This window comes from Dactylosporangium thailandense (genome assembly GCF_059739745.1).
This window is the reverse complement of record NZ_AP029195.1, coordinates 2,365,497-2,390,334: the sequence shown is the minus strand read 5'-3', so window position 1 is coordinate 2,390,334 and position 24,838 is coordinate 2,365,497. Positions and strand designations below refer to the sequence as shown.

General features: G+C 75.2%; 26 protein-coding genes and 1 pseudogene. 4 read left to right on the top strand and 23 right to left on the bottom strand.

Annotation, left to right across the window (positions count from 1 at the left end):
• From AC6JBM_RS10495 to AC6JBM_RS10485, 3 genes are read right to left on the bottom strand one after another with little or no spacing between them, the layout of a single operon-like run.
• Entirely contained in the window at positions 1-1,644 is a 1,644-nt protein-coding gene (locus AC6JBM_RS10495; protein ID WP_497983402.1) for an ABC transporter substrate-binding protein, read from the bottom strand.
• Positions 1,645-1,648: 4 nt separating this feature from the next.
• A complete protein-coding gene (locus tag AC6JBM_RS10490; RefSeq protein ID WP_497983401.1) occupies positions 1,649-2,815 on the bottom strand; it encodes an acyl-CoA dehydrogenase family protein in 1,167 nt (388 codons plus the stop codon).
• Positions 2,812-4,002 (bottom strand): LLM class flavin-dependent oxidoreductase, encoded by a 1,191-nt coding sequence (locus AC6JBM_RS10485; RefSeq protein ID WP_497983400.1) that lies wholly within the window; start codon positions 4,000-4,002, stop codon positions 2,812-2,814. Before AC6JBM_RS10485 ends, AC6JBM_RS10490 begins: the two co-directional genes overlap by 4 nt.
• A gap of 119 nt (positions 4,003-4,121) precedes the next feature.
• On the opposite strand from AC6JBM_RS10485, the gene AC6JBM_RS10480 reads away from it, so the two are divergent.
• Positions 4,122-4,592: a flavin reductase family protein gene (locus AC6JBM_RS10480; protein WP_497983399.1), complete on the top strand. Its 471-nt coding sequence runs from the start codon at positions 4,122-4,124 to the stop codon at positions 4,590-4,592.
• Here AC6JBM_RS10480 and AC6JBM_RS10475 read toward each other — a convergent pair.
• From AC6JBM_RS10475 to AC6JBM_RS10420, 12 genes and pseudogenes are all read right to left on the bottom strand, one after another.
• Complete coding sequence (locus AC6JBM_RS10475) at positions 4,589-4,900, bottom strand: rhodanese-like domain-containing protein (RefSeq protein WP_497986441.1); 312 nt, start codon at positions 4,898-4,900, stop codon at positions 4,589-4,591. The genes AC6JBM_RS10480 and AC6JBM_RS10475 overlap by 4 nt on opposite strands.
• 3 nt (positions 4,901-4,903) lie before the next feature.
• Positions 4,904-5,761, bottom strand: a pseudogene (locus tag AC6JBM_RS10470) (sulfurtransferase); the annotation flags it as partial.
• A gap of 1 nt (position 5,762) precedes the next feature.
• Positions 5,763-7,037: an FAD-binding oxidoreductase gene (locus AC6JBM_RS10465; RefSeq protein WP_497983398.1), complete on the bottom strand. Its 1,275-nt coding sequence runs from the start codon at positions 7,035-7,037 to the stop codon at positions 5,763-5,765.
• On the bottom strand, positions 7,030-8,007 hold the full coding sequence (locus AC6JBM_RS10460) for a ketopantoate reductase family protein (protein ID WP_497983397.1): 978 nt from the start codon (positions 8,005-8,007) through the stop codon (positions 7,030-7,032). The genes AC6JBM_RS10465 and AC6JBM_RS10460 overlap by 8 nt, the downstream gene beginning before the upstream one ends.
• Positions 8,004-9,089 carry an LLM class flavin-dependent oxidoreductase gene (locus tag AC6JBM_RS10455; RefSeq protein WP_497983396.1) on the bottom strand — a complete coding sequence of 362 codons (1,086 nt, stop codon included), beginning with the start codon at positions 9,087-9,089 and terminating at the stop codon, positions 8,004-8,006. The genes AC6JBM_RS10460 and AC6JBM_RS10455 overlap by 4 nt, the downstream gene beginning before the upstream one ends.
• Before the next feature lie 78 nt (positions 9,090-9,167).
• On the bottom strand, positions 9,168-10,034 hold the full coding sequence (locus AC6JBM_RS10450; RefSeq protein ID WP_350617678.1) for a LysR substrate-binding domain-containing protein: 867 nt from the start codon (positions 10,032-10,034) through the stop codon (positions 9,168-9,170).
• 191 nt (positions 10,035-10,225) lie between these two features.
• Complete coding sequence (locus AC6JBM_RS10445; protein ID WP_497983395.1) at positions 10,226-10,453, bottom strand: DivIVA domain-containing protein; 228 nt, start codon at positions 10,451-10,453, stop codon at positions 10,226-10,228.
• 37 nt (positions 10,454-10,490) lie between these two features.
• Positions 10,491-10,904: a membrane protein insertion efficiency factor YidD gene (yidD, locus tag AC6JBM_RS10440; RefSeq protein WP_497983394.1), complete on the bottom strand. Its 414-nt coding sequence runs from the start codon at positions 10,902-10,904 to the stop codon at positions 10,491-10,493.
• Between the two features lie 82 nt (positions 10,905-10,986).
• Complete coding sequence (locus tag AC6JBM_RS10435; RefSeq protein WP_497983393.1) at positions 10,987-12,468, bottom strand: DUF6297 family protein; 1,482 nt, start codon at positions 12,466-12,468, stop codon at positions 10,987-10,989.
• Complete coding sequence (locus tag AC6JBM_RS10430) at positions 12,465-13,085, bottom strand: ABC transporter ATP-binding protein (RefSeq protein ID WP_497986440.1); 621 nt, start codon at positions 13,083-13,085, stop codon at positions 12,465-12,467. Before AC6JBM_RS10430 ends, AC6JBM_RS10435 begins: the two co-directional genes overlap by 4 nt.
• A 29-nt stretch (positions 13,086-13,114) precedes the next feature.
• Positions 13,115-13,771, bottom strand: a complete 657-nt coding sequence (locus tag AC6JBM_RS10425; protein ID WP_497983392.1) for a response regulator — start codon at positions 13,769-13,771, stop codon at positions 13,115-13,117.
• Positions 13,756-14,850, bottom strand: coding sequence for a sensor histidine kinase (locus tag AC6JBM_RS10420; protein ID WP_497983391.1), 1,095 nt, complete (start codon positions 14,848-14,850; stop codon positions 13,756-13,758). The genes AC6JBM_RS10425 and AC6JBM_RS10420 overlap by 16 nt, the downstream gene beginning before the upstream one ends.
• A gap of 109 nt (positions 14,851-14,959) precedes the next feature.
• On the opposite strand from AC6JBM_RS10420, the gene AC6JBM_RS10415 reads away from it, so the two are divergent.
• Complete coding sequence (locus AC6JBM_RS10415; protein ID WP_497983390.1) at positions 14,960-15,415, top strand: hypothetical protein; 456 nt, start codon at positions 14,960-14,962, stop codon at positions 15,413-15,415.
• Between the two features lie 10 nt (positions 15,416-15,425).
• On the opposite strand, the gene AC6JBM_RS10410 is transcribed toward AC6JBM_RS10415, so the two are convergent.
• From AC6JBM_RS10410 to AC6JBM_RS10390, 5 genes are all read right to left on the bottom strand, one after another.
• Positions 15,426-16,193 carry a hypothetical protein gene (locus tag AC6JBM_RS10410; protein ID WP_497983389.1) on the bottom strand — a complete coding sequence of 256 codons (768 nt, stop codon included), beginning with the start codon at positions 16,191-16,193 and terminating at the stop codon, positions 15,426-15,428.
• 113 nt (positions 16,194-16,306) lie between these two features.
• Positions 16,307-17,509 carry a sensor histidine kinase gene (locus tag AC6JBM_RS10405; protein WP_497983388.1) on the bottom strand — a complete coding sequence of 401 codons (1,203 nt, stop codon included), beginning with the start codon at positions 17,507-17,509 and terminating at the stop codon, positions 16,307-16,309.
• Entirely contained in the window at positions 17,506-18,165 is a 660-nt protein-coding gene (locus tag AC6JBM_RS10400) for a response regulator transcription factor (protein ID WP_497983387.1), read from the bottom strand. The genes AC6JBM_RS10405 and AC6JBM_RS10400 overlap by 4 nt, the downstream gene beginning before the upstream one ends.
• Before the next feature lie 14 nt (positions 18,166-18,179).
• The gene (locus tag AC6JBM_RS10395; protein ID WP_497983386.1) at positions 18,180-18,623 is read right to left on the bottom strand and encodes an FMN-binding protein; all 444 of its coding nucleotides are present in this window, start codon (positions 18,621-18,623) and stop codon (positions 18,180-18,182) included.
• 16 nt (positions 18,624-18,639) lie between these two features.
• On the bottom strand, positions 18,640-20,028 hold the full coding sequence (locus tag AC6JBM_RS10390; protein WP_497983385.1) for a ferredoxin reductase family protein: 1,389 nt from the start codon (positions 20,026-20,028) through the stop codon (positions 18,640-18,642).
• 93 nt (positions 20,029-20,121) lie between these two features.
• Here AC6JBM_RS10390 and AC6JBM_RS10385 point away from each other — a divergent pair, with 93 nt between their 5' ends.
• The gene (locus tag AC6JBM_RS10385; RefSeq protein ID WP_497983384.1) at positions 20,122-20,631 is read left to right on the top strand and encodes a DUF2231 domain-containing protein; all 510 of its coding nucleotides are present in this window, start codon (positions 20,122-20,124) and stop codon (positions 20,629-20,631) included.
• Here AC6JBM_RS10385 and AC6JBM_RS10380 read toward each other — a convergent pair.
• From AC6JBM_RS10380 to pflB, 3 genes are read right to left on the bottom strand one after another with little or no spacing between them, the layout of a single operon-like run.
• Positions 20,597-21,364 (bottom strand): hypothetical protein, encoded by a 768-nt coding sequence (locus AC6JBM_RS10380; protein WP_497983383.1) that lies wholly within the window; start codon positions 21,362-21,364, stop codon positions 20,597-20,599. The genes AC6JBM_RS10385 and AC6JBM_RS10380 overlap by 35 nt on opposite strands.
• A gap of 22 nt (positions 21,365-21,386) precedes the next feature.
• A complete protein-coding gene (pflA, locus tag AC6JBM_RS10375; RefSeq protein WP_497983382.1) occupies positions 21,387-22,115 on the bottom strand; it encodes a pyruvate formate-lyase-activating protein in 729 nt (242 codons plus the stop codon).
• Positions 22,112-24,370, bottom strand: a complete 2,259-nt coding sequence (gene pflB, locus AC6JBM_RS10370; RefSeq protein WP_497983381.1) for a formate C-acetyltransferase — start codon at positions 24,368-24,370, stop codon at positions 22,112-22,114. Before pflB ends, pflA begins: the two co-directional genes overlap by 4 nt.
• 151 nt (positions 24,371-24,521) lie before the next feature.
• On the opposite strand from pflB, the gene AC6JBM_RS10365 reads away from it, so the two are divergent.
• Entirely contained in the window at positions 24,522-24,836 is a 315-nt protein-coding gene (locus AC6JBM_RS10365) for an HPF/RaiA family ribosome-associated protein (RefSeq protein ID WP_497983380.1), read from the top strand.
• Positions 24,837-24,838: the final 2 nt, after the last annotated feature.

The following is a 24,838-nucleotide window of genomic DNA, read 5'->3' as shown; positions in this document are numbered from 1 at the left end:
TCAGTCCTTCCAGACGTCGTTGAGCTTGAGGAAGCTCTCCGAGGTGAACGCGAAGCCGTGGACCTTGCCGCTGACGCCGGCCTTCTGCACCCGCTCGAACAGCGGGAACGTGACGCCCTCGTCGAGCAGGAAGTCCTGCAGGTCGGCGTAGGCCTGCCTCGTCTGGGCGGCGTCGGTGCTCTGGATCGCGCGGGCGAACAGCGCCTGGATCTTCGCGATGCCGTCGGGCGAGGCCGAGCGCCGGGCGAGGGCCTTGGAGTTGGCGACGTCGGGGTTGAGGATGAACTGCAGCGCGCCGGGGTCGGCCCGGGTGAAGTAGGTGCCGGTCAGGTCGTAGTCGCCGTTGGGCAGGTACGTGGTCGTCTGCGCGGTGGTGAGGGTGCGCAGGCTCAGGTTGATGCCGACCTTCTTGAGCTGGGCCTGCAACAGTTCGGCGCCGGGGGTGGCGCTGGTGATCGGGTAGTCGATGGTGAGCTGGGCACCGTTCTTGGTGCGGATGCCGCCCGGGCCGGCGGTCCAGCCGGCCGCCTCCAGGGTCTTCTGGGCCGCGTCGGGGTCGTAGCCGAGCTTCGCGGACTTGTCGGTGAAGAAGGGCGTGGTGGAGTCGAACGCGCCCTGCACCACCGGGTAGCTGGCGCCGAAGACGGTGGTCGCGTAGGTCTTGCGGTCGACGGCCTGGTTGAGGGCCTTGCGCACGGCCGGGTCGCTGAGCACCTTGCCGTCGGCGGTGTTGGCGAAGAGGGTGTAGGCCACGCCGGGCAGGGCGCGCTGCTCGACCTTGTCGCCGGAGCGCTGGATGAGCTGCTCGTCCTGCGGCGTGAACGGGTTGCGCGGCCAGGCGATGTCGATCGCGCCGCTGACGAGGTTGCCGGTGCGGACGCTGTCCTCGGCGACGTAGGTGAAGACGACCTTGTCGAGGTAGGCCTCGCCCTGGTTCTTGGCCAGGGCCGAGCCCCACGCGTAGCCGGCCCGCTTGGTGAGCACCGTCTCGACCTTGGCCGTGTAGTGGTCCAGCACGAACTGCCCGGAGCCGACGACTCCCTTGCCGGTGCAGCGCTCGGCCGGGGTCAGCTGGTATTCGGCCGGGTCGGTGATGGCGAGGTTGGTGGTCGACGTGGCCTGCAGGAACGACGAGTTCGGCTTGGCGAGGTGGAACGCGACGGTGCCGGGGTCGACGACGTCGGCGCCGGTGAGCCCCTGGACGTAGGAGGCGCCGTACGCGGCCCCGTTGGTCGCCTTCACGGTGGCGATCCAGCCGGCGGCGTTGTCGGCGACCGCTTGGGCGTCGAGCTTCTTGCCGTTGGCGAAGGTGACGCCGTCGCGGAGCTTGAAGGTGTAGGTGAGCCCGTCCGGGCTGATCTGCCAGCTCGTGGCGAGCCAGGGCACGATCTCGCCGGTCTTCGGGTCCTGGTCGGTGAGCGAGTCGGCGAAGTTGCGGATGATGGAGCGCGATTCGATCCAGTACACCTGGAACGGGTCGATGCAGGGCAGTGTCGCGTTGTCGGGCCAGAACGACACCTTGAGCGTCCCGCCGGACTTCGGGGTGCCGCCGCCGTCCCCGTCGCCGGCCGGCGACGTGCCGCCGCACGCGGCCAGGGCCAGCGCCGCGGCGGCCGTGGTGGCGAGCAGTGTCAGCTTGCGCATGAGATCAGTCCTTCTCGGGGTTCAGGATTCGCCGGCCGCTCGCCAGCAGGACGGTGTCCTCCTGCGGCGGGTGGACGCGGATGCACAGCGCGTCGCGCAGGTGCCGTTCGAGGGGGTGGTGCCGGGACAGGCCGGGGTTGCCCAGCGCGGCCACGGCGGTCTGGGTGGCGGCGATCACGGCGCGCGCGATGGCCACCTTGACCGCGGAGAGCTCGGGCAGGATCGAGCGGTCGCCGGCCTCGAGGCGCAGCAGCGCGCCGTGCAGCAGGGTCTCGGCCGTCACGATCTGCAGGTCGATCTCGCCGGCGACGGCCTGGATGCGCTCGGTCTGCGCGATCGGCCGGCCGAGGGCCGCGGGCACTCGCTCGCGGGCGAAGGCGGCGAACGCGGCTCGGGCCGCCCGGGCCACACCGATGTAGAGCGCCGGGTGGCCGAAGCTGCCGGGGCCGGCCGCGGCGGCCGGGTCGCGGTACACGCCGTCGGGGCCGCGGGGGATCTCCACGAACGCGTCCGCGGGCACGTGCACGTCGGTGTAGACGACGTCGTGCGTGTTGGAGGCGCGCAGGCCCAGGTGGTCCCAGGTGTCGACCCAGGTGATGCCGGGCCGGTCGCCGGCGACCACGACGTGGCCGACGCGCGGGCGCTCGGGATCGCCGTCCGGCTCGTCGGCGACCGCCCACACGACGTGGTAGGCCAGCCCGGCGCCGCCGGTGGCGTAGGCCTTGCGGCCGTTGAGCACCCAGCCGCCGCCGGTGCGGGTCGCGGTGGTCTTCGGCAGCCCGCCGCGGGCCGGCGCGCCGAGCTCGGGCTCCGCGCGGATCGCGTTGACCAGGGCCGGGCCGTCCTTCGAGCGCCGCAGCAGGTCGTCGTAGGTCTCCGCCGGCCAGGTCGGGCCGGCGGCCTGGGCGGCGTGGGTCAGCAGGGTGTTCGCGGCGAGCAGGCCGACCGAGGCGTCGCCCTCGCCGATCGCGGTGAGGATGCGGGCGATCTCGCGCGGGCCGGCGCCGGGGCCGCCGAACTGCCGCCCGACCGAGGCGGTGAGCAGGCCGGCGTTGTGCGCCGCCCACAGGCCGGGCCAGGGCAGCTCGGCGGTCCGGTCGAACTCCGATGCGGTGGCCGCGATCTCGGCGGTGACCTTGGCCAGCGCCTCGTCGGACAGGTCGAGGCTCATGGCTGCCCCGCCGTGGCGTACCGGGCGTACTCCGGCGCGTAGTTGCCGGGGTGCTCGGCCTGCAGGGTGCCGCGCCGCCCGGTCGCGCGCCGGTGCGCGAGCTCCTGGCGGACGAGCGGCAGGACGTGCTTGCCGTAGTCGACCGCGTCGGCGAGGGTGTCGTAGCCGCGGATCGACACCAGCGAGGCGCCGTGGTCGATGTAGTCGAGGATCGCGGCCGCGACCGTCTCGGGCGAGCCGACGAGGGCGGTCGAGGCGCCGGCCGCGTTGGTGACGGCCGCGGTGCGGGTCCACAGGGCCCGGTCGTAGAGCTCGGAGCGCTCGGCGAAGGCCAGGGCCCGCTGCGAGCCGACGTTCTGGGGCTCGGCGGTGGAGCGGGCGAAGTTCTTCGCGATCAGGGTGACGTACCGCTGCGCCTTCCGCCAGGCCAGCTCGTCGGTCCGGTCGATGATCGGGCGGAACGTGACCCAGATGCGCGGCAGTGTGGTGCGCCCGGCCGCGCGCGCGATGTCGTGCACGCGGTCGATCTCGGTGCGCAGGTCGGCGAGCGGCTCGCCCCAGAAGCTGAAGATGTCGGCCTGGGCGCCCCCGACGGCGAAGGCCTCGTCGGACTGGCCGCCGATGGAGATCGGGATCGGGCCGTCGAAGGGCGCGAAGCCGGGGCCGAAGCCGTCGAAGCGGTAGAACTCGCCCTCATGGCTGAACGGGGCGGTCTCGGTCCACGATCGGCGCAGGATGTCGATGTACTCCGACGTGCGCGCGTACCGCCGCTCCTTCGGCAGGTAGTCGCCCTGCCGGGCCTGCTCGGCGTCGTTGCCGCCGGAGATCAGGTGCACCACCGCGCGGCCCTCGGTGAGCTGGTCGAGCGTGGCGAGCTTCTGCGCGCCGACGGTCGGGAAGGTCGTGTTGGGCCGCAGCGCGACGATCGGCCGGAGCCGCTCGGTGAGCTGCCCGACGGCGCTCGCGACGACGAACGAGTCGGCGCTGGCCGCTCCGTAGGGCAGCAGCGTGTAGTCGTACCCGGCGTCCTCGAGCGCGCGGACGTACCGCCGGAAGAACGGCAGGTCGATACCGCGGCCCGGCACCGGGTTCAGCTCCGTCGAGGGGTTCAGGTGCGACAGGCTGATGAACTCGGCCTCCGGTGCGGCGGCCGACGGAATGGCGTCGTGCTCGGCATCTCCTATCATACCTATCAGCTTGATAGGAAATATCTCCCACGTCCAATGCGAATCAGCACTCGGCACCGAGCGGGATTCCCGATCGATCGACGCGATCTCAAATCACACCGGCGCGATAGGATTGCGGCATGGACTCCGCCGAGCTGCGCCGCGTCTTCGGCGCCTTTCCCAGCGGTGTGACCGCGGTGGCCGCGCTGGTCGACGGCGTGCCCGTGGGGCTGGCCGCCAGCTCCTTCACACCGGTGTCGCTGGACCCGCCGCTCGTCTCGGTCTGCATCGGCCGCGCCTCGAGCACGTGGCCGCGGCTGCGCCGCTCGGCCCGCCTCGGGGTGAGCGTGCTGTCCGCCCACCAGGCCCACCTGGGCCGGCAGCTCAGCGGCCGCGGCGACCGGTTCGCCGGCGTGACCTGGCGGGCGACCCGCGGCGGCGAGATCCTGCTCGACGGCGCCTGCGCGTGGCTGGAGTGCAGCGTCGAGCGCGAAATCCCGGCCGGCGACCACGACATCGCGCTGCTGCGCGTGCACGCCCTGGACGCCGACCGGGACACCCCGCCGCTCGTGTTCCACCGCAGCGCGTTCGCCCGCCTCCACGCGGCCTAGGAGGTCTGTCCCGGGGCGGTTGGCAGGCCGGCCCCGGCCCAGGCCGCGAACCCGCCCTCGACGTGCACCACGTCGGTGTAGCCGAGCGCGATCAGCTCCTCGGCGACCGGCTGGGAGCCGTTGACCGAGCCGCAGATGACGACGATCGGCGTGTCCGGCCCGTCGACGCCGATCTCGGCGGCGACCCTCGTGCGGTCGAGGATCCGCGCGCCCGGGATCGTGCCGTCACTCTCCCGCCGCGGCGCGCTGCGCACGTCGACGAGGACCGCGCCGCCCTCGACCCGGCGGTGGGCCTCGCCGGGCAGCACGAGCGGCGCGCCCTGGGGCTCGGCCCCGGTGACGACCGGGCGGTCGGGCAGCTTCGCCCACTGCGACCACGATCCGGGGTACAGCACCACGTCCTCGACACCCGCGAGGCTCAGCGCCGCGATCTCGTGCGCCGCCGTCACCCCGGATCCACAGTAGACACCGACGGCCCGCCCGGGGGTGACACCCAGCGCGGCGAAGCGCTCGGCGAGCTCCCCGGCCGGGCGGAAGGTCCCGTCCTCGTCGAGGTTGGCGGTCGTCGGCGCGCTCACCGCGCCGGGGATGTGGCCCGGGCGCGGGTCGACGGCGTTGGGCTCGCCGCGGTAGCGCTCGGTGGCGCGCGCGTCGAGCAGCAGGCCGCCACCGGCGACGAGGCGGGCCGCGTCGTCGGGGCCGGCCGTGGGCAGCGCGCCCGCGGTGAGGACGACGTCGCCCGGCTCGGGCTTCTCCTCCCCGGTCGCGATCGGCTGCCCGGCCGCGCGCCAGGCGGGCAGGCCGCCGTCGAGCAGCCGGACGTCGGCGAGGCCGGCCCAGCGCAGCAGCCACCAGGCGCGGGCGGCGGCGAGGTTGCCGTTGTCGTCGTAGGCCACGACCGTGTCGCCGGTGTTGATGCCCCACCGGCGGGCGGCGGCCTGCAGGTCGGCGAGCTCGGGCAGCGGGTGGCGGCCGTGCGCGGGCGCGGCCGGGGCGGCCAGGTCCTCGTCGAGGTCGGCGTAGACGGCGCCGGGGATGTGCGCGTCGAGGTACTGCGGGTGCCCGGGCGGCCCGCCGAGCCGCCAGCGCACGTCGAGCAGCCGCACGCGGCCGGACGGGAGCAGCTCGGCGAGCTCGTCCACGCTCACCAGGACCGTTGGCTGGGTCATGTCAGATGGCCTTTCCGGGGTTCAGGATGCCGTTGGGATCGAACAACCGCTTGATGCGCCGCTGCAGCGCGAGCGGGCCGGGGCCCAGCTCGCGCTCCAGCCAGGCCCGCTTGAGCACGCCGACGCCGTGCTCGGCGCTGACCGTCCCGCCGAGCGCCAGCGCCAGCGCGAAGATGTCGTCGGCCGCCCGCTGCGGCTCGCCGGCGTCCGCGCGCAGGATCGGATGGAGGTTCCCGTCGCCGGCGTGCGCGAAGACGTACACGTCGGAGCCGGTCGCGGCCGCGATCGCGTGCACGCCGTCGACCGCCTCGGCCAGCCGCGACCGCGGCACCGCGATGTCCTCGATGAGCACCGGTCCCCCGGCCTCGATCGCCGGCAGCGCGTCGCGGCGGGCGGCGGCCAGCTCGGCGGCGGTCGCGGGGTCGGCGGTGGTCTCGACGGTCTTGGCGGTGCGGCCGAGCACGCCGGCGACGGCCGCGATCTCCTCCTCGGCGCCGAAGCCGTCGGTCTGCACCAGCAGCAGCGCCGCGCCCCGCCCGGCGTGATCGGTGCCCCGCAGCCCGTCGATGGCGCCGAGGGTCTTGCCGTCGACCAGCTCGAGCACGGCCGGGCGCAGGCCCGCGACGGCCAGCGCGACGGAGGCGGCCGCGGCGTCGGGCACGGAGGCGAAGTGCGCGAGCGCGGTGGCCGTGCGGGGCGGGCGGGGCAGGAGCCGCAGCGTCGCGCCGACGACGACGCCGAGGGTGCCCTCGGAGCCGACGACCAGCCCGACGAGGTCGAGCCCGACGGCGCCCTTGACGGTGTCGTGGCCGAGGTGCAGCAGCGTGCCGTCGGCCAGCACGACGTCGAGGGCGAGCACGCTGTCGCGGGTCACCCCGTACTTCGCGCCGCGCAGCCCGCCGGCGTTCGTGGCGATGTTGCCGCCCACGGTGCAGATGGCGACGCTGCCGGGGTCGGGCGCGAAGAACAGCCCGTGCTCGGCCGCGGCGCGGTCCAGCTCGGCGGTGACGACCCCGGGCTCGACCCGGGCGATGCCGTCGACCGGGTCGACGGCGAGGATGCGGTTCAGGCCGGACACGTCGAGCACGATCGCCCCGGCCCCGGCGGCCGCGCCGCCCGCGAGCCCGGTGCCCGCACCGCGCGTGACGACCGGGATGCCGTCGCGATTCGCGTCGGCGAGGGTGCGCTGGACGTCGGCCACGGTCCGGGCGCGCACGATCGCGCGCGGCGGCCCGTCCGGCCGCCAGCCCGACCGGTCGGTGGCGAGCTCAGGCACCGACCGCGACCTCCAGCAGCTCGGCGACGCGATGGGCGCCGGGCGGGCGTCCGGCCGCGGCCTGGGCGCCGAGCAGCCGCTGGAGGCGCTCGTTGACCGGCGTGGCGACCCCGTGCCGGCGGCCGAGGCGGACGATCTCGCCGTTGAGGTGGTCGACCTCGCTGGACGTGCCGCGGGCGAAGCTCTGCCACGTCGACAGGCGCCCGGGCACGTGGCCCGGCACCGGCTCGAAGGTGAGCACGGACGCGGCCCCCAGCGCCTCGGCGGCGACGATCCCGGCCGCGGCGTAGACGGCCTCGGCCTCCGCCGTCAGCAGCGCACCGGCCCGGGCCTTCTCCTCGTCGGTGCCGTCGAGCAGGTCGAGGCCGTTGCGCACGTTGCCGAGCAGCTTGCGGGCCTTCCACGCGGTGATGTCGGGCACGCTGTGCACGCCGAACCCGGCCGCGGTCAGGTCGGCGGCGATGCGCTCCTGCTCGTCGTCGCGGCCGTGCGGGTACCGGCCGATCCAGAGCACGCCGACCACCGGGAAGGACGGGTTCACCACCTCGCCGGGGACGAGGTAGCTCGCCGCGACGGCGACGGTCGCGCCGTAGACCCGGCCGAACCGGCGCAGCGCGTCGTCCTCGGTCGCGAGCCCGTTCTGCAGCGTCACGACGGGCAGGTCCGCGGCCGGCCCGCCGTCGTGGACCGGCCGCCAGGCCCAGGCGGACAGCGCGGACTCGGCGTCCTGGGCCTTCGTCGCCAGCACGAGCACGTCCCCGGCGGTCAGCCGCACCTCGTCCGGGCCGCCGGCGACCGCGAGCGGCACCACGTCGTCGCCGTGCGGGCGGCGGACGCGCAGGCCCCCGGCGCGGATCGCGTCGAGCTGAGCGCCCCGGGCGACGAGAACGGACGGGATGCCGGCCAGGGTCAGCTGCGCGGCGAGCAGCCCGCCGACCGCTCCGCCGCCGATGACCACATACCGGGTCACGCCGGCACCGCCGACCGGCCGGCCAGTTCCTGGCGGACGAGCGGGATGATGTACCGGCCGTAGTCGATCGCGTCGTTGAGGTTGTCGTAGCCGCGGATCGAGATGAGCTCGGCCCCCAGGTCGATGTAGTCGAGGATCGCCGCGGCCACCGTCTCGTAGCTGCCGACCAGCGCCGTGGAGGCCCCGGCCGCGCCGGTCGCGGTGGCCGTCGGCGTCCACAGGGCGCGGTCGTGCACGTCCTGCCGCGCGGCGATCTCCAGCAGCCGCTGCGAGCCGGCGTTCTGCGGGGCGCCGCCCGGTGCCGCCCAGCGGCCGGCGTTCGGGCGCCGCTGCAGGATCTCCAGGATGCGGTGGGCCTTGTCCCATGCCAGGGCGTCGGTCGGGGCGACGATCGGGCGGAAGGTGACCCAGATGCGCGGGGTGTCCGCGCGGCCGGCCGCGCGCGCCTCGGCCACGATGCGGTCGATCTGCGCCCGGGTGTCGGCCAGCGGCTCGCCCCACAGGCCGAAGATGTCGCCGAGGGCGCCGCCGACGCGGTAGGCCTCGTCGGAGGAGCCGCCGACGGAGACCGGGATCGTGCCGTGCACCGGCCGGACGACGGAGACGAAGTCCTCGAAGCTGTAGTAGGCGCCCGCGTGGTCGAACGGCGCCGTGGACGTCCAGACCTGCCGCAGGATCCGGATGTACTCCTCCTCGCGCTCGTACCGCTGCGCCTTCGTGAGCCGGTCGCCCTCGCGCGCCTGCTCGGCGTCGGAGCCCCCGGCGATGAGGTGCACGACGGCCCGGCCGCCGGAGAGCTGGTCGAGCGTGGCGAGGGCCTTCGCGGCGACGGTCGGATACACCGTGTTGGGCCGCAGCGCGATGATCGGCCGGAGCCGCTCGGTGAACTGGGTGAGCGCGGCCGCGACGGTGAACGGGTCGTGGAAGGTGGAGTTGTACGGCACCAGCGTGTAGTCGAACCCGCCGTCCTCGAGGACCCGGGCGTAGCGGCGCAGGAACGCGACGTCGAGCGCCGGGTCGCCGCCGCCGTTGACCTCGTTGCTGCCGTTGACGTTGATGGCGCTGATGAACTCGACGGGCATGGCTCAAAAGCCTACTAACCCGATCGGAATTAAACCAGCACGGTTTCGCGCAGTGCACCGATCGGCTTCCGCGATCGGTCAGGCCACGCTGCGCAGCCGCGGCGAGGCGAAGAACTCCCGGCTCACCTCGCACGCCGCGTGCTCCAGCTCGGGGTCGATGCCGCGGCGCGCCGCGACGTGCAGCCCGACCGTGCCGACGTCGGGCAGCTCGGGCAGCGCCACCAGCCCGGCCGGGGTGCGACCCGTGCTGGGCAGCAGCGCGACGCCGAGCCCGGCCCGCACCGCGGCGACCACGCCGTCCAGGCTGGTCGCCTCGGCCGTGATCGTGGACACCCGCCCGTCGAGGTCGAGGGCCTGCAGGGCCCGCTGCCGCAGCCCGCACGGCTCCTCGAAGGCCACCACCGGCCACGGATCGTCGCCCTCGGGCGGGGCGAACTGGGGTGCGCCGTACCAGTGCAGGGGCAGCTGCGCGACCGGCGTGCCGAGCGGCTCCGCGCCGGCCAGCACGACCGCGAGGTCCAGGGTGCCGCGCGCGACGCCCTGGGCCAGCTGCGTCGAGCGGTCGATGCGGAAGCGCACCGAGCGGCCCGGAAAGCCGTGGCGCATCGCGGCCAGCAGCTGCGGCAGCATCCGGTCGGCCGCGTGCTCGGTGCAGCCGACCAGGATCACCCGCTCGGCCACCACCTCGAGCCGGCGCAGCGACTCGTCGTGCACGGCCAGGATGCGCCGCGCCTCGACGAGCAGGGCCTCGCCGTGCACGGTGAACCGCACGCCGCGGCCCGCCTTCTCCACGAGCGGCTCCTTGAGCCGCCGCTCGAGCAGCCGGACGTGCTGGCTCACCGTGGACTGGCTCACGCGCAGGGCCGCCGCGGCGCGGTGGAAGCCGCCGCAGTCGGCGATCGCGACGAGCGTGCGCAGATGGATGAGATCGAGCGGATCGGGCATGGGCCGGCCGTTTCTGTGCGAGCGGAAAGGGTCGCGGAGGATCGCCTCAGCGACAGATCGCGCTCGCGGTGCGCCGGAAGTCGACGTAACGGCGCAGGACGCCACGGTACGTCGAGCGATGCATAGCCCAGATCATGCGGACGGCGACGGAGCCTGTCAATCTCCGTCACGCCGCGTGACGAGCTTCGCGGTCAGGGGCGGTCGTCCGGGCGGCCCTTGGCGATGCGGCGCAGATAGTGGTCGACCTCCGGCTGGTCGTACCCCCGGAAGGACACCTTGAAGCTCACCGCCTGCGCCTGCGCACGGGCCTCGGCCACCCGCTCCGGCTCACCCGAGGCGATGGCCGCGTTGGCCTTCTCCACGAACGCGTCGACCTCGGCGCGGGCATAGCCGTGAAACCCGGTCGTGAACTGTGTCATGCCTCAAGTGTGCTCCCCGGGGCGTGACCGGGAACGATCACGGCACCGGGTCGACGGTGCCCCGCGGGGTCGACGGATTGCAGCGCTTGATGCGCGCGGCGGTGAGGCGGGAACCCTCGACCAGGCCGTACCGGCGGACCGCCTCCAGGCCGTAGTTGCTGCACGACGGCGTCTGCCGGCAGCGGAACGGCAGGTGCGGGGACAGGAAGCGCTGATAGCCGCGGATGGCGACCATGCCCGCACGCCCGGGACCGCTGGCGGCGGCGCGCGGCGGCCGGGTCGGGGCCGCGACCGCCATGAGCGTGAGCAGCGAGCCGAGCATGAACGGGTTGCAGTCGCAGCCGTCGCACCCGTCACAGCCGTCGCAGAAGTCCAGGTCGCACCCGCTGAGATCGCAGTTCGACCAGTCCCGCCACCACCGCCGCCGCGGCGACACCTCCGCCTCATCCACGCCGCGCATTGTGCGGCCCGGCGGCGGCCGTGATCAATGCCGCTGTACCGCATCGGACAGCCCGAACGCCCGCCGCCGGGGGTCAGGCGCGGCGGGCGGCGACGACCATGGCGCCCAGCACGCCCGCGGAGAAGATGATCTGGTTCGCCAGGGCGGTCTCCGGGTGGCGGGTCACGATCGCGAGCAGGGCCGGCCACAGCGCCAGCACCGCCACGTCCACGCCGCCAGCCAGCCAGACCAGCAGGCCCGTGGGCATCGTGCCCGCCGGTGACACCAGCGGGGCGATGTCGTGGCGGACCTGGCGGCGCCGCGCCGAGCGCAGGGCGCCCGCGGCCAGGCCCGGGCCGGCGCACGCGCCGAGCAGGGCCCACACGGCCAGGCCGCCGGCGTGGGCCTGGGCCCCCACGGCGGTGAGGGCGACCGTGGACCAGACGGTGCACAGGGCGACGGGCACGGCGATGCGGCCGGCGAAGAGCTGGCCGTCGGTGAGGCCGAGCAGCCGGGCCAGGGCCGGGTCGTCGCGGTCGCGGCGGGCGTTCGCGGTGGCCGAGGCGGCCGCGACCACGCCGGCGAGCAGCCACGCGGCGGCGATCACCCAGAGGGACACGGGCAGGCCGGTCGCGAGGACCGGGACGGTGGCCAGCGCCAGGGCGAGCACCACGCGCACCGGCGAGCGGGCCAGCAGCAGCGCGTCCTGGCCGGTGGCGGCGAGCCTGCCGGTCAGGCGCGGGAGGCGGTCGGGGCCGAGCCGGCGGCCGCGCCAGCGACGCTCCTCGGCGGCGCACGAGGCCAGGCCCGGGTCCATGGTCACGAACACGGCGGTGGCGGCGCCGCTGCTCTGGGCGGCGTCGGCGAGGTTGGCGAGGGTGTAGGACCTCAGGCGGTACCAGAGCAGGAAGGGAACCACGAGTGCGGCGGCGGCGACGAGGGCCGCGACCCAGGCGTGCCGCCCGGCGAGCAGCGGCCACCCCCACGGGCCGGTCGCGGCGACGGCGGCGACCGGGGTGCCGACGGCGGAGAGGACCCCGACCGCGGCGGCGACGATCGCGAGGACCGTGGCGGCGGTGGTGAGCCGGCGGGCCGGGCGGCGGCTCGCGGACTGCACGACGGCCGCGGCCCCGACGACGAGCACCCCGCCGGCGATCGCGGCGACGAGCACGGCGCCGGCGCCGGTCGTCGACAGCGTCAGGGTGAGCAGGCCCTGGGCCAGCCCGGCGAGCAGGCCGAGGCCGAGCACCTGCGCGGCCGCCGGGACGAGCAGGGGGCGGCGGTCCAGCGGGGCGGTGAACAGCCACTGCAGGGCGGGCGCCGAGGTCGACAGCGGGCCGAGCGCGGCGGCCACGGCCAGCAGCGCCGCGGCCCAGGCGAGCCCGGCGGCGAGCACCACGCCCTCGCGGACGCCGGCCGGGGCGGTCGTCTCCCCGCTGAGGACGGACCGGACCTGGGCCCAGATCATGTACCCGACCATCGCCGCGAGCAGCACGAGCGTGTAGATGGTCTCGAACCGGTCGGAGGCGTCCCCGGCGGCCCGCTGCCGCTTGCGGATCCAGCGGCGGACGTTCACTCGTCGGCCCAGTCGAGGCCGAGCTCGATGATCTCGCAGCCGGCGGTGACCGTCGGGTCGTGCGAGGCGAGCAGCGCGGCCCCGCCCCGGCCCAGGTACTCGTCGATGAGCGCCGCGACCGTCGCCCGCCCCTCCTGGTCGAGGTGGCGCTCGGGCTCGTCGAGCAGCAGCAGGCGGCTCGGGCGGTCGAACACCATCGCGAGCGCGAGCCGCTGCCGCTGGCCCGACGACAGGCTGCCGGGCGCGGCGTCGGCGAACCCGTCCACGCCGAGCCGGGCCGCGAGCTCCCCGTCGGCGAACCAGTCCTCGGCGATCGGGGCGTTGGCCATCCGTACCAGCGTCAGGTGCTCCCGCGCCGACAGCCCCGGATACCAGGCGGGCGGCTCGAGGAGGGCCGCGACGGCCCGGCGGAAGCCGGCCTCGCGCTCGTCGACGCGCTCGCCGCCGACCCGGACCTCGCCCTCGGCCGGCTCGAGCAGCCCGGCGACGCACCGCAGCACCGTCGACTTGCCGATGCCGTTCGGGCCGCGCAGGGCCACGCCCTCGCCCGCCTCGACCGCGAGGGTCAGCTCCTCGATGACGACGCGGTCCCCGTACCCGACCTTGAGCCGGTCCATCGTCAGCACCGGCCGAGCATAGACCCCGCTCAGACCAGCCCGGCGTCGTGGACGAGCATCGCCACCTGGGTGCGGTTGTCCAGGCCGAGCTTGGTCATGATGTGCGTCAGGTGCGCCTTGACCGTCGCGACGCTCATGGTCAGCTCCGCCGCGATCTCCGCGTTGGTCAGCCCCCGCGCGACGCCCACGGCCACGTCCCGCTCGCGCGGGCTCACCGCCGCCAGCTGCCCGCGCGCCCGCTCGAACGCGGCCGCGTCGGCGGCGACCCGGGCCATGAGCCGCCGGGTGACGGCCGGGGACAGGATCGGGTCGCCGGTGGCCACGCGCCGGATCGCCTCGACGATCCGCTCGGGCGGGGTGTCCTTGAGCAGGAACCCGCTCGCCCCGGCCCGCAGCGCCCGCACCACGTGCTCGTCGGTGTCGAACGTGGTGAGCACGACCACCTCGGGCGGCTGCGGGCGCGCCCGGGCGCGGCGGGTCGCCTGGATGCCGTCGACCCGGGGCATGCGCAGGTCCATGAGCACCACGCCGGCCGCGTGCCGGTCGAGCGCGGCGGGCACCTCGTCGCCGTCGGTCACCGCCGCGACGACCTCGATGCCGGGCGCGCCGTCGAGCATCATCGTGAGCGCCGACCGTACCAATGGATCGTCGTCGACCACGAGCACGCGCACTAGACCGTCCGGCACGGCAGCTCCGCTCGCAGCCGGAACTCGCCCGTCGCGGTCACGGCGTGATCGAGCGTGCCGCCGGCGAGCCCGACCCGCTCGGTGAGCCCGACCAGCCCGACGCCGGAGCCGGACAGGTCCGGCAGGTCCTCGCCGACCGGGTTGCGCACGTCGACGACGAGCATCCCGCCCTCGGTGCGCAGCTCGACGGTGACCGGCTGGCCGGCCGCGTGCTTGCGGGCGTTCGTGAGCGCCTCCTGCACGACCCGGAACGCGGTGCGCCCGATCAGCGGCGCCAGCCCGGGCGCCCCGGACTCGTCGCGGAAGTGGACGCTCTGCCCGGCCGCGACCGCCTCCTCCACGAGGCGCGGCACGTCCGGCAGCGAGCGCACGACCCCGGTGTCCTCGTGGCGCAGCACGGCGATCACCTCCCGCAGCTCGTCGAGGGCCTGGTGCACGCCCAGCCGGATCACGCCCGCCGCCTCGGCCAGGCGCTGCGGCGGGGCGTCGGGGCGGTACTCCAGCGCGCCCGCGTACATCGCCAGCAGCGACAGCCGGTGCGCGAGCACGTCGTGCATCTCCCGCGCGACCAGCGTGCGCTCGGCCAGCCGCGCCTCGAGCACGCGCCGGCCCTGCTCGGCCTCGGCCCGCACCGCCCGCTCCCGCAGCGAGATCAGCAGCTGGTGGCGGGCCTGGGCCCAGACGCCCCAGCCGAGCAGCGCGGCATAGGCGGCGGCCATGAGCAGCAGCCACCACCCGTAGAACAGGCCCGGGTAGGGCCGCCACCGGCCCTGCACCGCGTGCCCGGCGATCCCGGCCACCGCCACGGCCACGGCGCCGCGCAGGGGACGGCGCCGGGCCGCGTTGAGCGCCGCGAACGTCGCGGCCGGCGTCGCCACCGGCGAGAGGGCCGCCAGCGCGCCGAGCGCGAGGCCCGCACCGACGGGGCGGAACAGCGCCGCGACCGCCCCCGTGACGGCAACGACGGCGACCGCGATGTCGAGCGGGCCGTGCGCGGGCACGAGGCCGGTCGCGGTGAGGCCCCCGATCGCGACGACGATCACGGTGGCCGCGACCCGCAGCGGACCAGTCGTGCTCACGGCGGTCAGACTAGGCGGAGATGCCGCGGCCGTACCACCGACCAAAGTCGTAACCGCGGATCCCGCCCGGCCGATGCGCCGCCCCGCCCGGCTTTCTACCGTCGGGGCCATGACGACCGCCCACACCGTGGCGAGCCGGGGCGGGGTCCACGCCTTCCGGACCGCCACGCTGCGCACCCGCGGCTCGATGCGGCACGGCGCCCTGCACACGGACGCGGGCGACTTCGAGCTCGAGCCCACCGACCGCTGCCGCCTCGGCGTGGTGGCCCGCGCGGGCGGCCGCCCGGTGGTGACCCTGCACCCGGCCGGCGCCCGCGTGCCCGGCCCCGGCGGCGACACGGTCCGCTGGAGCCCGGGCCGGCACTCGGGCACGCTGACCCTTGGCGACGCCCGCATCGAGGTGCGGGCCGGCTGGCCCGGCCGGCCGCTGCGGGTCGAGGTCACCGGCGGGTGGGCCGAGCTCGACCTGGTCGTGCTGACCGCGTGCTTCGCCGTGCTGACCCGCCGCCGGCAGCGCCTGCTCACGGCGGTCGCGATCGCGGGCGCCACCGGCGGGCCGCACTAGCGGGCAGTGGTCACTGGGCGCGGCGGGTGCCCTCGTACGCCTCGGAATGCTGCTCGACCCGGCCCTCGTCGGTGATGCTGAGCAGCGTGAGGGCGATCATCCGCACGCCGAACGCCGCGACCGTGATGAAGATGAGCGTGATCGGCGACGCGCCGGCCGCGTCGTCGACGGTCGCGGTGAAGTCGACGGTCACCTGGCCGGCCATCAGGTACTGCGCGACGGTCATGGCCAGCGCCACCACCATGATCGGCCCCGCCCTCCGCCAGCGCCGGGTCGCGCCGGTCGCCAGGTAGACCGCCGTCGCGATGACCGTTGTCAGCCCGGCCGCGATGGCCACCGCGGCGGACGCGTTGATCGACGTGACGTAGCCCGACCGGCCCGACAGCATCGACTGCACGATCATCGCGGACGTGAGCAGCCCGACCGTCACCCCGGCGGCGACCGTCCACAGTGGCCGAGGCCAGGCCGCAGCGACCCCCAGCACGACGATGCTGATGAGGATGGTGCCGACGGTCAGCGCCAGCCCGGGGGCCAGGAAGAACTGCACCTGGTCGTCGCGCAGGTGGACGGCGGTGGCGAGGACGAACAGGGCGTCGTCGCGGGCGGTCTCGATCAGCCCCCAGGCGGCGCCGACGACCATCAGCGCCCGGTTGGCGGTCGAGCGGCGCTCGTCGGTCATGCGCACCAGGCAGAAGACGGTCAGCACACACCCGGTGCCGTTGGCGAGGAAGACGCCGAGGACGTACCAGGGGCTGTAGAGCACAGGGACTTCGGTCATCCTTCTCCAGTCCGGTACGCCACCCTCCGGCGCGGAGCTTAACCGGGCTCGGGTCCGCATCGACCGGCAGGGTGCACATGCATGAATGCGGTGCCCGGCGGCCCGGGACGGGGCTAATCCGGCAGGCGCATCGTGAACGTCGCCCCGCCGCCGGGCACGCCGTCGGCCTCGATGGTGCCGCCGTGCCCGGTGACGACCTCCCGGGCGAGCGCGAGGCCGAGGCCGAAGCGCCGGTGGTCGTCGTGGCCGCGGGCGAAGCGGTCGAAGATGTGCCGCGCGTCCGCCGGGTCGAAGCCGGTACCGTCGTCGCGGACGATCACCTGGACGCGCGGCGGGGCGTCCAGCCGGCCGAGCTCGACGCGCACGTGGCCGCCGGGCGGGGTGTGGCTGAGGGCGTTGTCGACCAGGGCGGTGAGGACCCGGCGCAGGGCGGCCTCCCGGCCGTGGATGATCGAGGGTTGCTCGGGATCGGTGCGCAGCTCCAGCTCGACCTGCCCGGCGCGGGCGCGGTCCCGGAAGCCGGCGAGCACGGCGTCGGCCAGCACGCCGAGGTCGACCTCGGCGCCGGTCTCCACGCGGCCGGCCAGGTGCGTCGACAGCAGCAGGTCCTCGACGATCTCGCCGAGCTGGCGGGTGCCCGCGACGAGACGGCCGATGTCCGGCGCCATGTCGGCGGCGGAGGCGCCCGCCCGCAGGTCCTGCTGGAGGAGCTGGGTGCGGGTGTGCAGCTGGGCGATCGGGGTGCGCAGCTCGTGGCTGGCGTCGGCGACGAAGCGGCGCTGGCGGGCCAGGGCCTCGCCGAGCGGCGCGGTGGCGTTGCGGGCGAACAGCCAGCCGGCGGCGACGGCGCCGGCGAGGCCGAGCAGCTCGGCGGTGCCGAGGGCGGCCAGCAGGCGGCGGGTCTCGGACCGCTGGGCGGCGAGGCTCCCGACGACCTGGACGGTGGCGGTCCCGTGGCGGCGGGTGACCACGAGGTAGTCGCCGTTGCTGGTCTGCTCGGCCGGCCCGCCCGCGCGGACCCGGTCCATCGCCGCGCGGTCGGGGAACCCCGCGGGGGCGTCCTCGGTGGCGGTGAGCGCGCCGGACTCGTCCAGCCGGAAGATCCAGCTGCCGCGGGGCGGGTCGACGACGTCCTCCTCCGTCGCCGCCGTCTGCCGCACCGAGGAGGCGAGGGCGGAGCGTTCCTCGCGGGACACGACGTACAGGGCGACCGCGCCGACGGCGAGCAGGATCAGCGCGATCACCACGGTGTACCGCACGGCCAGGGTGCGCCGCGCGTGCCGCAGCAGGTCCCCGTCGGGATCGGACCGGTTCACAGCCGGCCCAGCCGGTAGCCGGTGCCGCGGACGGTGGTCACCACGGCCGCGCCGAGCTTGCGGCGCAGGTAGTGGACGTAGGTGTCGGCCAGCGTGTCGGTACCGGAGTCCGGAAAGACGCCGGCGGCGATCTCGCGGCGGCTGAACACGCGGCTCGGGTGCTCGGCGAGCAGGCGCAGCAGGTCGCTCTCCCGGCCGGACAGGGTCGTGACGGTGCCGTCCCCGGCGGTCACGGTCCGGGTGATCAGGTCGAACTCGGCGGTGCCGACGGCGACGACGTGCCCGGCGGCCGGCGGTTGCCGCCGCAGCAGCGCCCGGACCCGGGCCAGCAGCTCGCCGAGGTCGAAGGGCTTGACCACGTAGTCCTCGGCACCGCCGTCGAGCCCGGCGATGCGGTCGGCGACGGTGCCGAGGGCGGTGAGGATCAGCGCCGGGGCCCGCACACCGCTGCGGCGGAGCCGGGCCAGCAGGTCGAGGCCCTCGATGGCGGGCAGGCCCCGGTCCAGCACCAGCAGGTCGTAGCCGCGGGTGAGGGCGCGGTGCAGGCCGGCCTGTCCGTCGGGGGCCAGGTCGACGGCGTAGCCGGCGTTGCCGAAGGCGCGCACGAGCAGCTCGCCGAGCTCGCGGTCGTCCTCGACGAGCAGTACACGGATCACGCCTCCACTCTCGCTCATCCGACGTGGGCCCGGTCGAGCGCGCCCTGCAGCGAGGTGCGATACCCGTCGCTGGTGTACGTCGCCCCGCTGACCGTGTCGATGTGGGCACTCTGCGCGGTCAGGGCCTCGGCGCGCAGCCGCGGCAGGGCGGCCATGCTGATCTCGGCGTCCCGGTCGTTGGCGTTCGGCCAGCGCACGGCGCGCACGTCGGCGATCGTCCGGCCCCGCAGCCGGACCTCGACCTGGACCGGCCCGTAGCGGGTCCGGGCCACCGGTCCTGCCACCGCCACCGTCGCCGCGGCGGAGGCGGGGACGGAGCCCGACGGCACCGGATCGGCGGGCGGCACCGGCACCGGGGCGGGCGGGGCGGCGACGGTCGCGCCGAGGCTGGTGCGGTAGCTGAACAGCAGGACGGTGGCGGCGACGGTCGCGGCGAACCACAGGGTCAATCGGCGCATCGCGGGCCCCCGATGCTCACCATGCGAACTCCTCGCTGTGGATGCGCCCGCCGGGGACACCGGCCGCGCGCAGGTCGGCGCGGACGGCGGCCATCCACGCCGCCGGCCCGCACAGGTAGGCCTCCCGGCCGGCGATGTCCGGCACGAGGTGGCGCAGCGTCCCGGGGGCGTCGAGGCCGGCCGGGAGCCACGACCCGTACCGCGACCGGGGCCCCTCCAGGTAGACGACCCGGACCCCGTGGCGGCGGCCGAGGTCGTCGAGCTCGGCCCGGAAGACCGCCTCGGCCCGGCCCCGGACCCGGTAGAGCAGCACGGCGTCGGGCGCGGCGAGCTCGTCGAGCAGCGCGCGCATGGTCGTGATGCCGACGCCGGCCGCGATCAGCAGCGCCGGGTGGCCGCTCGACCGGCCGGCGGTGAGCGCCCCGTACGGCCCTTCGACGAGCACGCGGGTGCCGGGCCGCAGCGAGCCGACCCGCCGGCTGCCGTCGCCGAGATCCTTGACCGTGATGCGCAGCGCGTCCGGCGCCGGCCCGGCCGACAGCGTGAAGGGGTGCGCCCGCGACCAGCCGGGACCGTCGAGGAAGCGCCAGAGGAAGAACTGGCCGGCCCGGGCCGGCAGCCGGTCGAGCCGGTGCCCGCGCAGGTACACCGAGACGATCCCCGGTGCCTCGGCGACCACGTGGTGGACCCGGAGCCGGTGGTACGCCGAGCGCCACAGGGGCAGCCCGAGCCGGAAGACGACGACGGCCAGGAGCGCGGCCGCGTAGAGGCCCCACCAGAAGACGGAGGCCGCCGCCGAGGCGGTGAAGTCGGCGCCCGTCCACAGCTGGTGCGGCAGGGCCAGGCCGATGCCGAGGTACGCGTACAAGTGCAGCAAATGCCAGGACTCGTAGCGCAGCCGGCGCCGGGCCGCCCGCACCGACAGCACCACGACCAGCACGAGCAGCAGCGTCCCGGCCGCGGCCAGCAGCATCCCGGGGTACGTGACGACCAGGTCCCACCCGGTGCCGAGCAGGCCGTCGCCGCCCGTGCGCGCGTAGCCGGCCGTGATCAGCACGACGTGGGCGAGCATCAGCCAGCCGGAGCCGAACCCGGCGAGCCGGTGCGAGCGGGCCAGCGCGTCCTGGCCGAAGCCGCGCTCCACCCAGGGGATCCGGGCCATCAGCAGCACCTGCAGCACCAGCAGATCCGAGCCGACCAGCCCGGTCACCCGGCCCAGCGCGGTGAGCGGCTCCTCCCGGTATCCGCCGCCGGACGCCCACAGGGCGAGCACCGCCAGCACGCTCGCCGCCGCGGCCGCCCACGCCACCGCCCGCCACCCGTGCCGCGGCGGGGGCGGCGGCGGGGGGCGGCGCCGCCCGGCCAGGCGCACCCGGCCGGCCGCCGACGGGCCGATCTCGTTCACGCCGGCCAGTCTGCGGACCGCACATGGGAGAACTCGAAGAATCGGCTTCCTAACCTTGGCCGGTCAGATCATCCGGCTCCCGGCGAGGACCCCATGACCACCTTGAACGGCCTGCCCGCGCACATCCTGCTCGTCCACGCCATCGTCGTGCTCCTGCCGCTGTCGGCGCTGCTGCTCGTGCTGACCGCGGTTTGGCCGGCCGCCCGGCACCGCCTGGCCGGCTCGAACGCCGTGCTGGCGGTGCTGGTCGTGCTGCTCGTGCCGTTGACCACCGACGCGGGCGAGTGGCTGGAGCGCCGGGTGCCGAGCGGCGAGCTGGTGCGCGCGCACGCCGAGCTGGGCGACACCGCGATCTTCTACGCCGTCCCGATCGCGGTGCTGGCGCTCATCGTCTGGTGGCGGGACCGGGAGGCCCGGGCCGTCGCCGGGCGCCGGACCTACCTGGCCCCGCTGTCGAGCGCGGTGACGAGCGTGGTGGCGGTGCTCGCGCTGGTCGCGGGGGTGGCCGGGGTCTACGGGATGTACCGCATCGGCGACTCCGGCGCCAAGGCCGCTTGGACCGGCAACTTCAGCTCGCAGGACAACGGCCGCGGCCACGACTGACATCGAGGGCGCCGAGCCGGCCGGCGACGCCGAGGCCGAGCAGCACGGCCGGGCCGGCGCCGGGGTGCGGGGCGGCCGCGAACCGCTCCACCGACGTGACGAGCCCGGCCGCGGCCGCGGTGAGCAGCACCGCCGAGGTCGCCTCGCCGGCGATCAGCAGGTCGCGGCGGGAGTCGCCCGGGGCCGTGACGGCGAAGTACCGGCCCGGATGCCCAGGCAGCGCCCACGCCGCCGGGTCCTCGAGCGGCCGCAGCGCCGCACCGGCGCGCTCCGCCGCGTCCCGCAGCATCGCCACGCGCTCCGGCCCGAGCGGGACGCCGGCGAACGGGCGCCGGTCCGTGTGCCGCACGGCGATCGCGCGGTGGAGCCGGTCGCTGCGGCGACGGCGGGCGGCCGGGCCGGTGTAGCGCACCAGGGCCAGCGGGCCGGGATCGCCGTCGGCCGCGAACCGCTGGACCGACACTCCGGCGCCGTCGGCCGCCAGCGTGACCAGGGCGTGGTGCAGCGAGGCACCGCAGCCGATCGTGGCGATGCGGCCGTCGCGGTCCTCGGGTGTCCGCCGGCGGGTGTCCTCGAACAGGGCCGCGCGGTCGCCGTCGATCCGCCAGCGCCACGGCCGGGCGCCGCTCGCCGAGGGCGCCTCCTGGGCCGCCAGGGCGGCCCGCATGAGCAGCCGCCCGGGCTCGTTCGCGCTCCTCGCCGGCACGCGGTCGATGTACTGGATCGCCACCATGACGTGCTCCCGATACGTTCGGCTACAGGGTTTCGAGTCCGGCTTCGCGGAACCGGGCCCGGACCCGCTCGAGCAGCGCGGCGCAGGGCGGCTCGGTGTCGCGCAGCGGGAACGGCAGGCCGAGCCGGTCGTACTTGCCGGCACCGAGCCGGTGGAACGGCAGGACGTCGACGCGTTCCACGGTGCCGAGCCCGGCCGCGAACGCGGCCAGGCCCCCGATCTCGTCGAGGTCGTCGGTGACGCCGGGCACCAGGACGTACCGCAGCCACATCGACGTCCCCCGCCGGGCCAGCCGGTCGGCGAAGTCGAGCGTGGGCCGCAGCTCGCCGCCGGTCAGCCGCCGGTATCCGGCCGGGTTCCAGCGCTTGATGTCCAGCAGCACGAGGTCGGTGGCGTCCAGCAGCGCGTCGTCGGCGCGGGCGCCGAGCGCGCCGGAGGTGTCGAGCGCGGTGTGCAGGCCGAGCTCCCGGGCGCCGGCGAGCAGCGCCCGGGTGAAGCGTGGCTGGAGCAGGGGCTCGCCGCCGCTGACCGTGAGCCCGCCGCCGGCCGCCCGCACGAACCCGGCGAATCCGCGCACCGTCGACAGCAGACCGTCCACGGTGGACTCCTGGCCGTCGCGCAGGTGCCACGTGTCCGGGTTCTGGCAGTACAGGCAGCGCAGCGGGCACCCGGCCAGGAAGGCGACGAAGCGGGTCCCGGGGCCGTCCACGCCGGTGGACAGGTCCCAGGAGTGCACCCGGCCCGTGGTCATCGCGAGCCGTGGAAGGTGCGCCCGAGCACGTCGCGCTGCTGCTCGGGGGTGAGCCGGACGAAGTTCACGGCGTAGCCGGAGACCCGGATCGTCAGCTGCGGGTACCGCTGCGGATGCGCCATCGCGTCCAGCAGCGTCTCCCGGTCGAGCACGTTGACGTTGAGATGGAACCCGCCCGCGCCCATGTAGGCGTCGAGCAGCCCGGCGAGGTTCGCGGTGCGCTCCCGCTCGTCCCGGCCGAGGCCATCGGGCGTCACGGTGCTGGTGAGCGAGATGCCGTCGCGCGCGGAGGCGTACGGCAGCTTCGCCACCGACAGCGCGGCGGCGGCCATGCCGTGCACGTCGCGGCCGTTCATCGGGTTGGCGCCGGGCGCGAACGGCTCACCGGCGCGGCGGCCGTCGGGGGTGTTGCCGGTGTGCTTGCCGTACACCACGTTCGAGGTGATGGTGAGCACCGACTGGGTGTGGATCGCGTCGCGGTAGGCCGGGTTGCCGCGCACCTTGCCCATGAAGGTGTCCACGAGCCACACGGCGATCCGGTCGGCGCGCTCGTCGCCGTTGCCGAAGGCCGGGTACTCCCCCTCGACGGTGTAGTCGACGACGAGCCCGGTCTCGTCGCGCACCGGCCGCACGGTCGCGTACCTGATGGCCGCGAGGCTGTCCGCCGCGACCGACAGGCCCGCGATGCCGCAGGCCAGGAACCGGCGCACCGGATAGTCGTGCAGCGCCATCTCGAGGCGCTCGTAGGCGTACTTGTCGTGCATGTAGTGGATGATGTTCAGCGCGTCGACGTAGGTGCGGGCCAGCCAGTCCAGCGTGCGGTCGTAGGCGGCGAGGACGGTGGCGTAGTCGAGCACGTCCCCGGCGACCGGCGGGGCCGCGGGGGCCACCTGGACGCCGGACATCTCGTCGCGCCCGCCGTTGATCGCGTACAGCAGCGCCTTGGCCACGTTGACCCGGGCGCCGAAGAACTGCATGTCCTTGCCGACGCGCATGGCCGAGACGCAGCACGCGATCGCGGTGTCGTCGTCGCTGTACCGCCGCAGCAGGTCGTCGTTCTCGTACTGGATCGCGCTGGTGTCCAGCGACACCTTCGCGCAGAAGCGCTTGAACGGCTCCGGGAGGGCCGGCGACCACAGCACCGTCAAGTTCGGCTCCGGCGCCGGTCCGAGGTTGTACAGGGTCTGCAGGTAGCGGTACGAGGTCCGGGTCACCAGCGTCGAACCGCCGGCGCCCATGCCGCCGATCGACTCGGTCACCCACGTCGGGTCGCCGGAGAACAGCTGGTCGTAGTCGGGCGTGCGCAGGAAGCGGATGATGCGCAGTTTGATGACGAAGTCGTCGACGAGCTCCTGGGCGCCCGCCTCGCTCAGCGCGCCGTCGGCGAGGTCGCGCTCGAGGTACACGTCGAGGAACGTCGAGGTGCGCCCGAGCGACATCGCGGCGCCGTTCTGCTCCTTGGCGGCCGCGAGGTAGCCGAAGTACAGCCACTGGATCGCCTCGCGGGCCGTCCGCGCGGGTCCGGCGATGTCGAAGCCGTACGACGCCGCCATCGCCTTGAGCTCGGCGAGGGCCCGCAGCTGCTCGGCGAGCTCCTCCCGGTCGCGCACCACGTCCGGGGTCGCCGCGCGGTGGTCGAGCGAGGCCTTGTCCCGCCGCTTGGCCTCGGCGAGGAAGTCGACGCCGTAGAGCGCCACCCGCCGGTAGTCGCCGATGATGCGGCCGCGGCCGTAGGCGTCCGGCAGCCCGGTGATCACGCCGGCCTTGCGGGCCGCGAGGATCTGCGGCGTGTAGGCGTCGAACACGGCGTCGTTGTGGGTCTTGCGGTGCCGGGTGAAGCACTCCTCCACGAGCGGGTCGAGCTCGTAGCCATACGCGCGCAGGCCGTTCTTCACCATGCGCAGCCCACCGGCGGGCATGATGGCCCGGCGCAGCGGCGCGTCCGTCTGCAGCCCGACGATCAGCTCCCGATCCCGGTCGATGTAGCCGGGCGCGTGGGAGGTGATCGAGGCGGGCGTGCGCGGGTCGACGTCGTGGACGCCCCGCTCGCGCTCGGCCGGGAACATCGCCGTGAGCAGGCCCCAGACGTGCGCGGTCCGCTCGGTCGGGCCGGCGAGGAAGCTCCCGTCGCCGGTGTAGGGCCGGACGTTGGCGCGGATGAAGCCGGCGACGTCGACCTCGTCGCGCCACCGCCCGCCGCGGAATCCCCGCCACGGGGCGAGCTCGGTCTGCGCGGAAAGGCTCATGGTGGTCATGGCCCAAGCGTCGTCCGTTCCGCGGCCCGCGGGCAGGGCCGAAGTCCCCGCGGCCCCGGGCCGTCGGCCCCTGGATACATCCCCCGCAACGGCGATCACATGATCTCGGGCGGAGATCCGCCCGGCGCCTACGGCGGAGAGGACGACGACGATGTCCCGCAGTCATGACGAGGTCGAGATCAGCGTGCAGCTGCAGCCGGGCATGGAGCCGCGGATCCAGCACTATGCCCGGGAGAAGGTCGCCGCGGTCCTCGGGCACACCGCCCGCCCGGTGCTGTTCGCCCGCGTCCGGCTCGACCGCACCGGCAACCCGGCCGCGGTCCGGCCGGTGACCGCCCGCGCGGAGATCGACCTCAACGGCCGGGTCCTGCACGCCGAGGCGCACGCCGACTCGCCGTACGAGGCGCTGGACCGGTTGCAGGATCGCCTGCAGGCCCGGCTGGACCGGCAGCACCCCACCCACTGAAG

Coding starts and splice junctions, on each gene's coding strand:
- AC6JBM_RS10495 (WP_497983402.1), bottom strand. CDS start 1,644: ATGCGCAAGCTGACACTGCTCGCCACCACGGCCGCCGCGGCGCTGGCC.
- AC6JBM_RS10490 (WP_497983401.1), bottom strand. CDS start 2,815: ATGAGCCTCGACCTGTCCGACGAGGCGCTGGCCAAGGTCACCGCCGAG.
- AC6JBM_RS10485 (WP_497983400.1), bottom strand. CDS start 4,002: ATGATAGGAGATGCCGAGCACGACGCCATTCCGTCGGCCGCCGCACCG.
- AC6JBM_RS10480 (WP_497983399.1), top strand. CDS start 4,122: ATGGACTCCGCCGAGCTGCGCCGCGTCTTCGGCGCCTTTCCCAGCGGT.
- AC6JBM_RS10455 (WP_497983396.1), bottom strand. CDS start 9,089: ATGCCCGTCGAGTTCATCAGCGCCATCAACGTCAACGGCAGCAACGAG.
- AC6JBM_RS10450 (WP_350617678.1), bottom strand. CDS start 10,034: ATGCCCGATCCGCTCGATCTCATCCATCTGCGCACGCTCGTCGCGATC.
- AC6JBM_RS10445 (WP_497983395.1), bottom strand. CDS start 10,453: ATGACACAGTTCACGACCGGGTTTCACGGCTATGCCCGCGCCGAGGTC.
- AC6JBM_RS10430 (WP_497986440.1), bottom strand. CDS start 13,085: ATGGACCGGCTCAAGGTCGGGTACGGGGACCGCGTCGTCATCGAGGAG.
- AC6JBM_RS10415 (WP_497983390.1), top strand. CDS start 14,960: ATGACGACCGCCCACACCGTGGCGAGCCGGGGCGGGGTCCACGCCTTC.
- AC6JBM_RS10410 (WP_497983389.1), bottom strand. CDS start 16,193: ATGACCGAAGTCCCTGTGCTCTACAGCCCCTGGTACGTCCTCGGCGTC.
- AC6JBM_RS10395 (WP_497983386.1), bottom strand. CDS start 18,623: ATGCGCCGATTGACCCTGTGGTTCGCCGCGACCGTCGCCGCCACCGTC.
- AC6JBM_RS10385 (WP_497983384.1), top strand. CDS start 20,122: ATGACCACCTTGAACGGCCTGCCCGCGCACATCCTGCTCGTCCACGCC.
- AC6JBM_RS10380 (WP_497983383.1), bottom strand. CDS start 21,364: ATGGTGGCGATCCAGTACATCGACCGCGTGCCGGCGAGGAGCGCGAAC.
- pflA (WP_497983382.1), bottom strand. CDS start 22,115: ATGACCACGGGCCGGGTGCACTCCTGGGACCTGTCCACCGGCGTGGAC.
- pflB (WP_497983381.1), bottom strand. CDS start 24,370: ATGACCACCATGAGCCTTTCCGCGCAGACCGAGCTCGCCCCGTGGCGG.
- AC6JBM_RS10365 (WP_497983380.1), top strand. CDS start 24,522: ATGTCCCGCAGTCATGACGAGGTCGAGATCAGCGTGCAGCTGCAGCCG.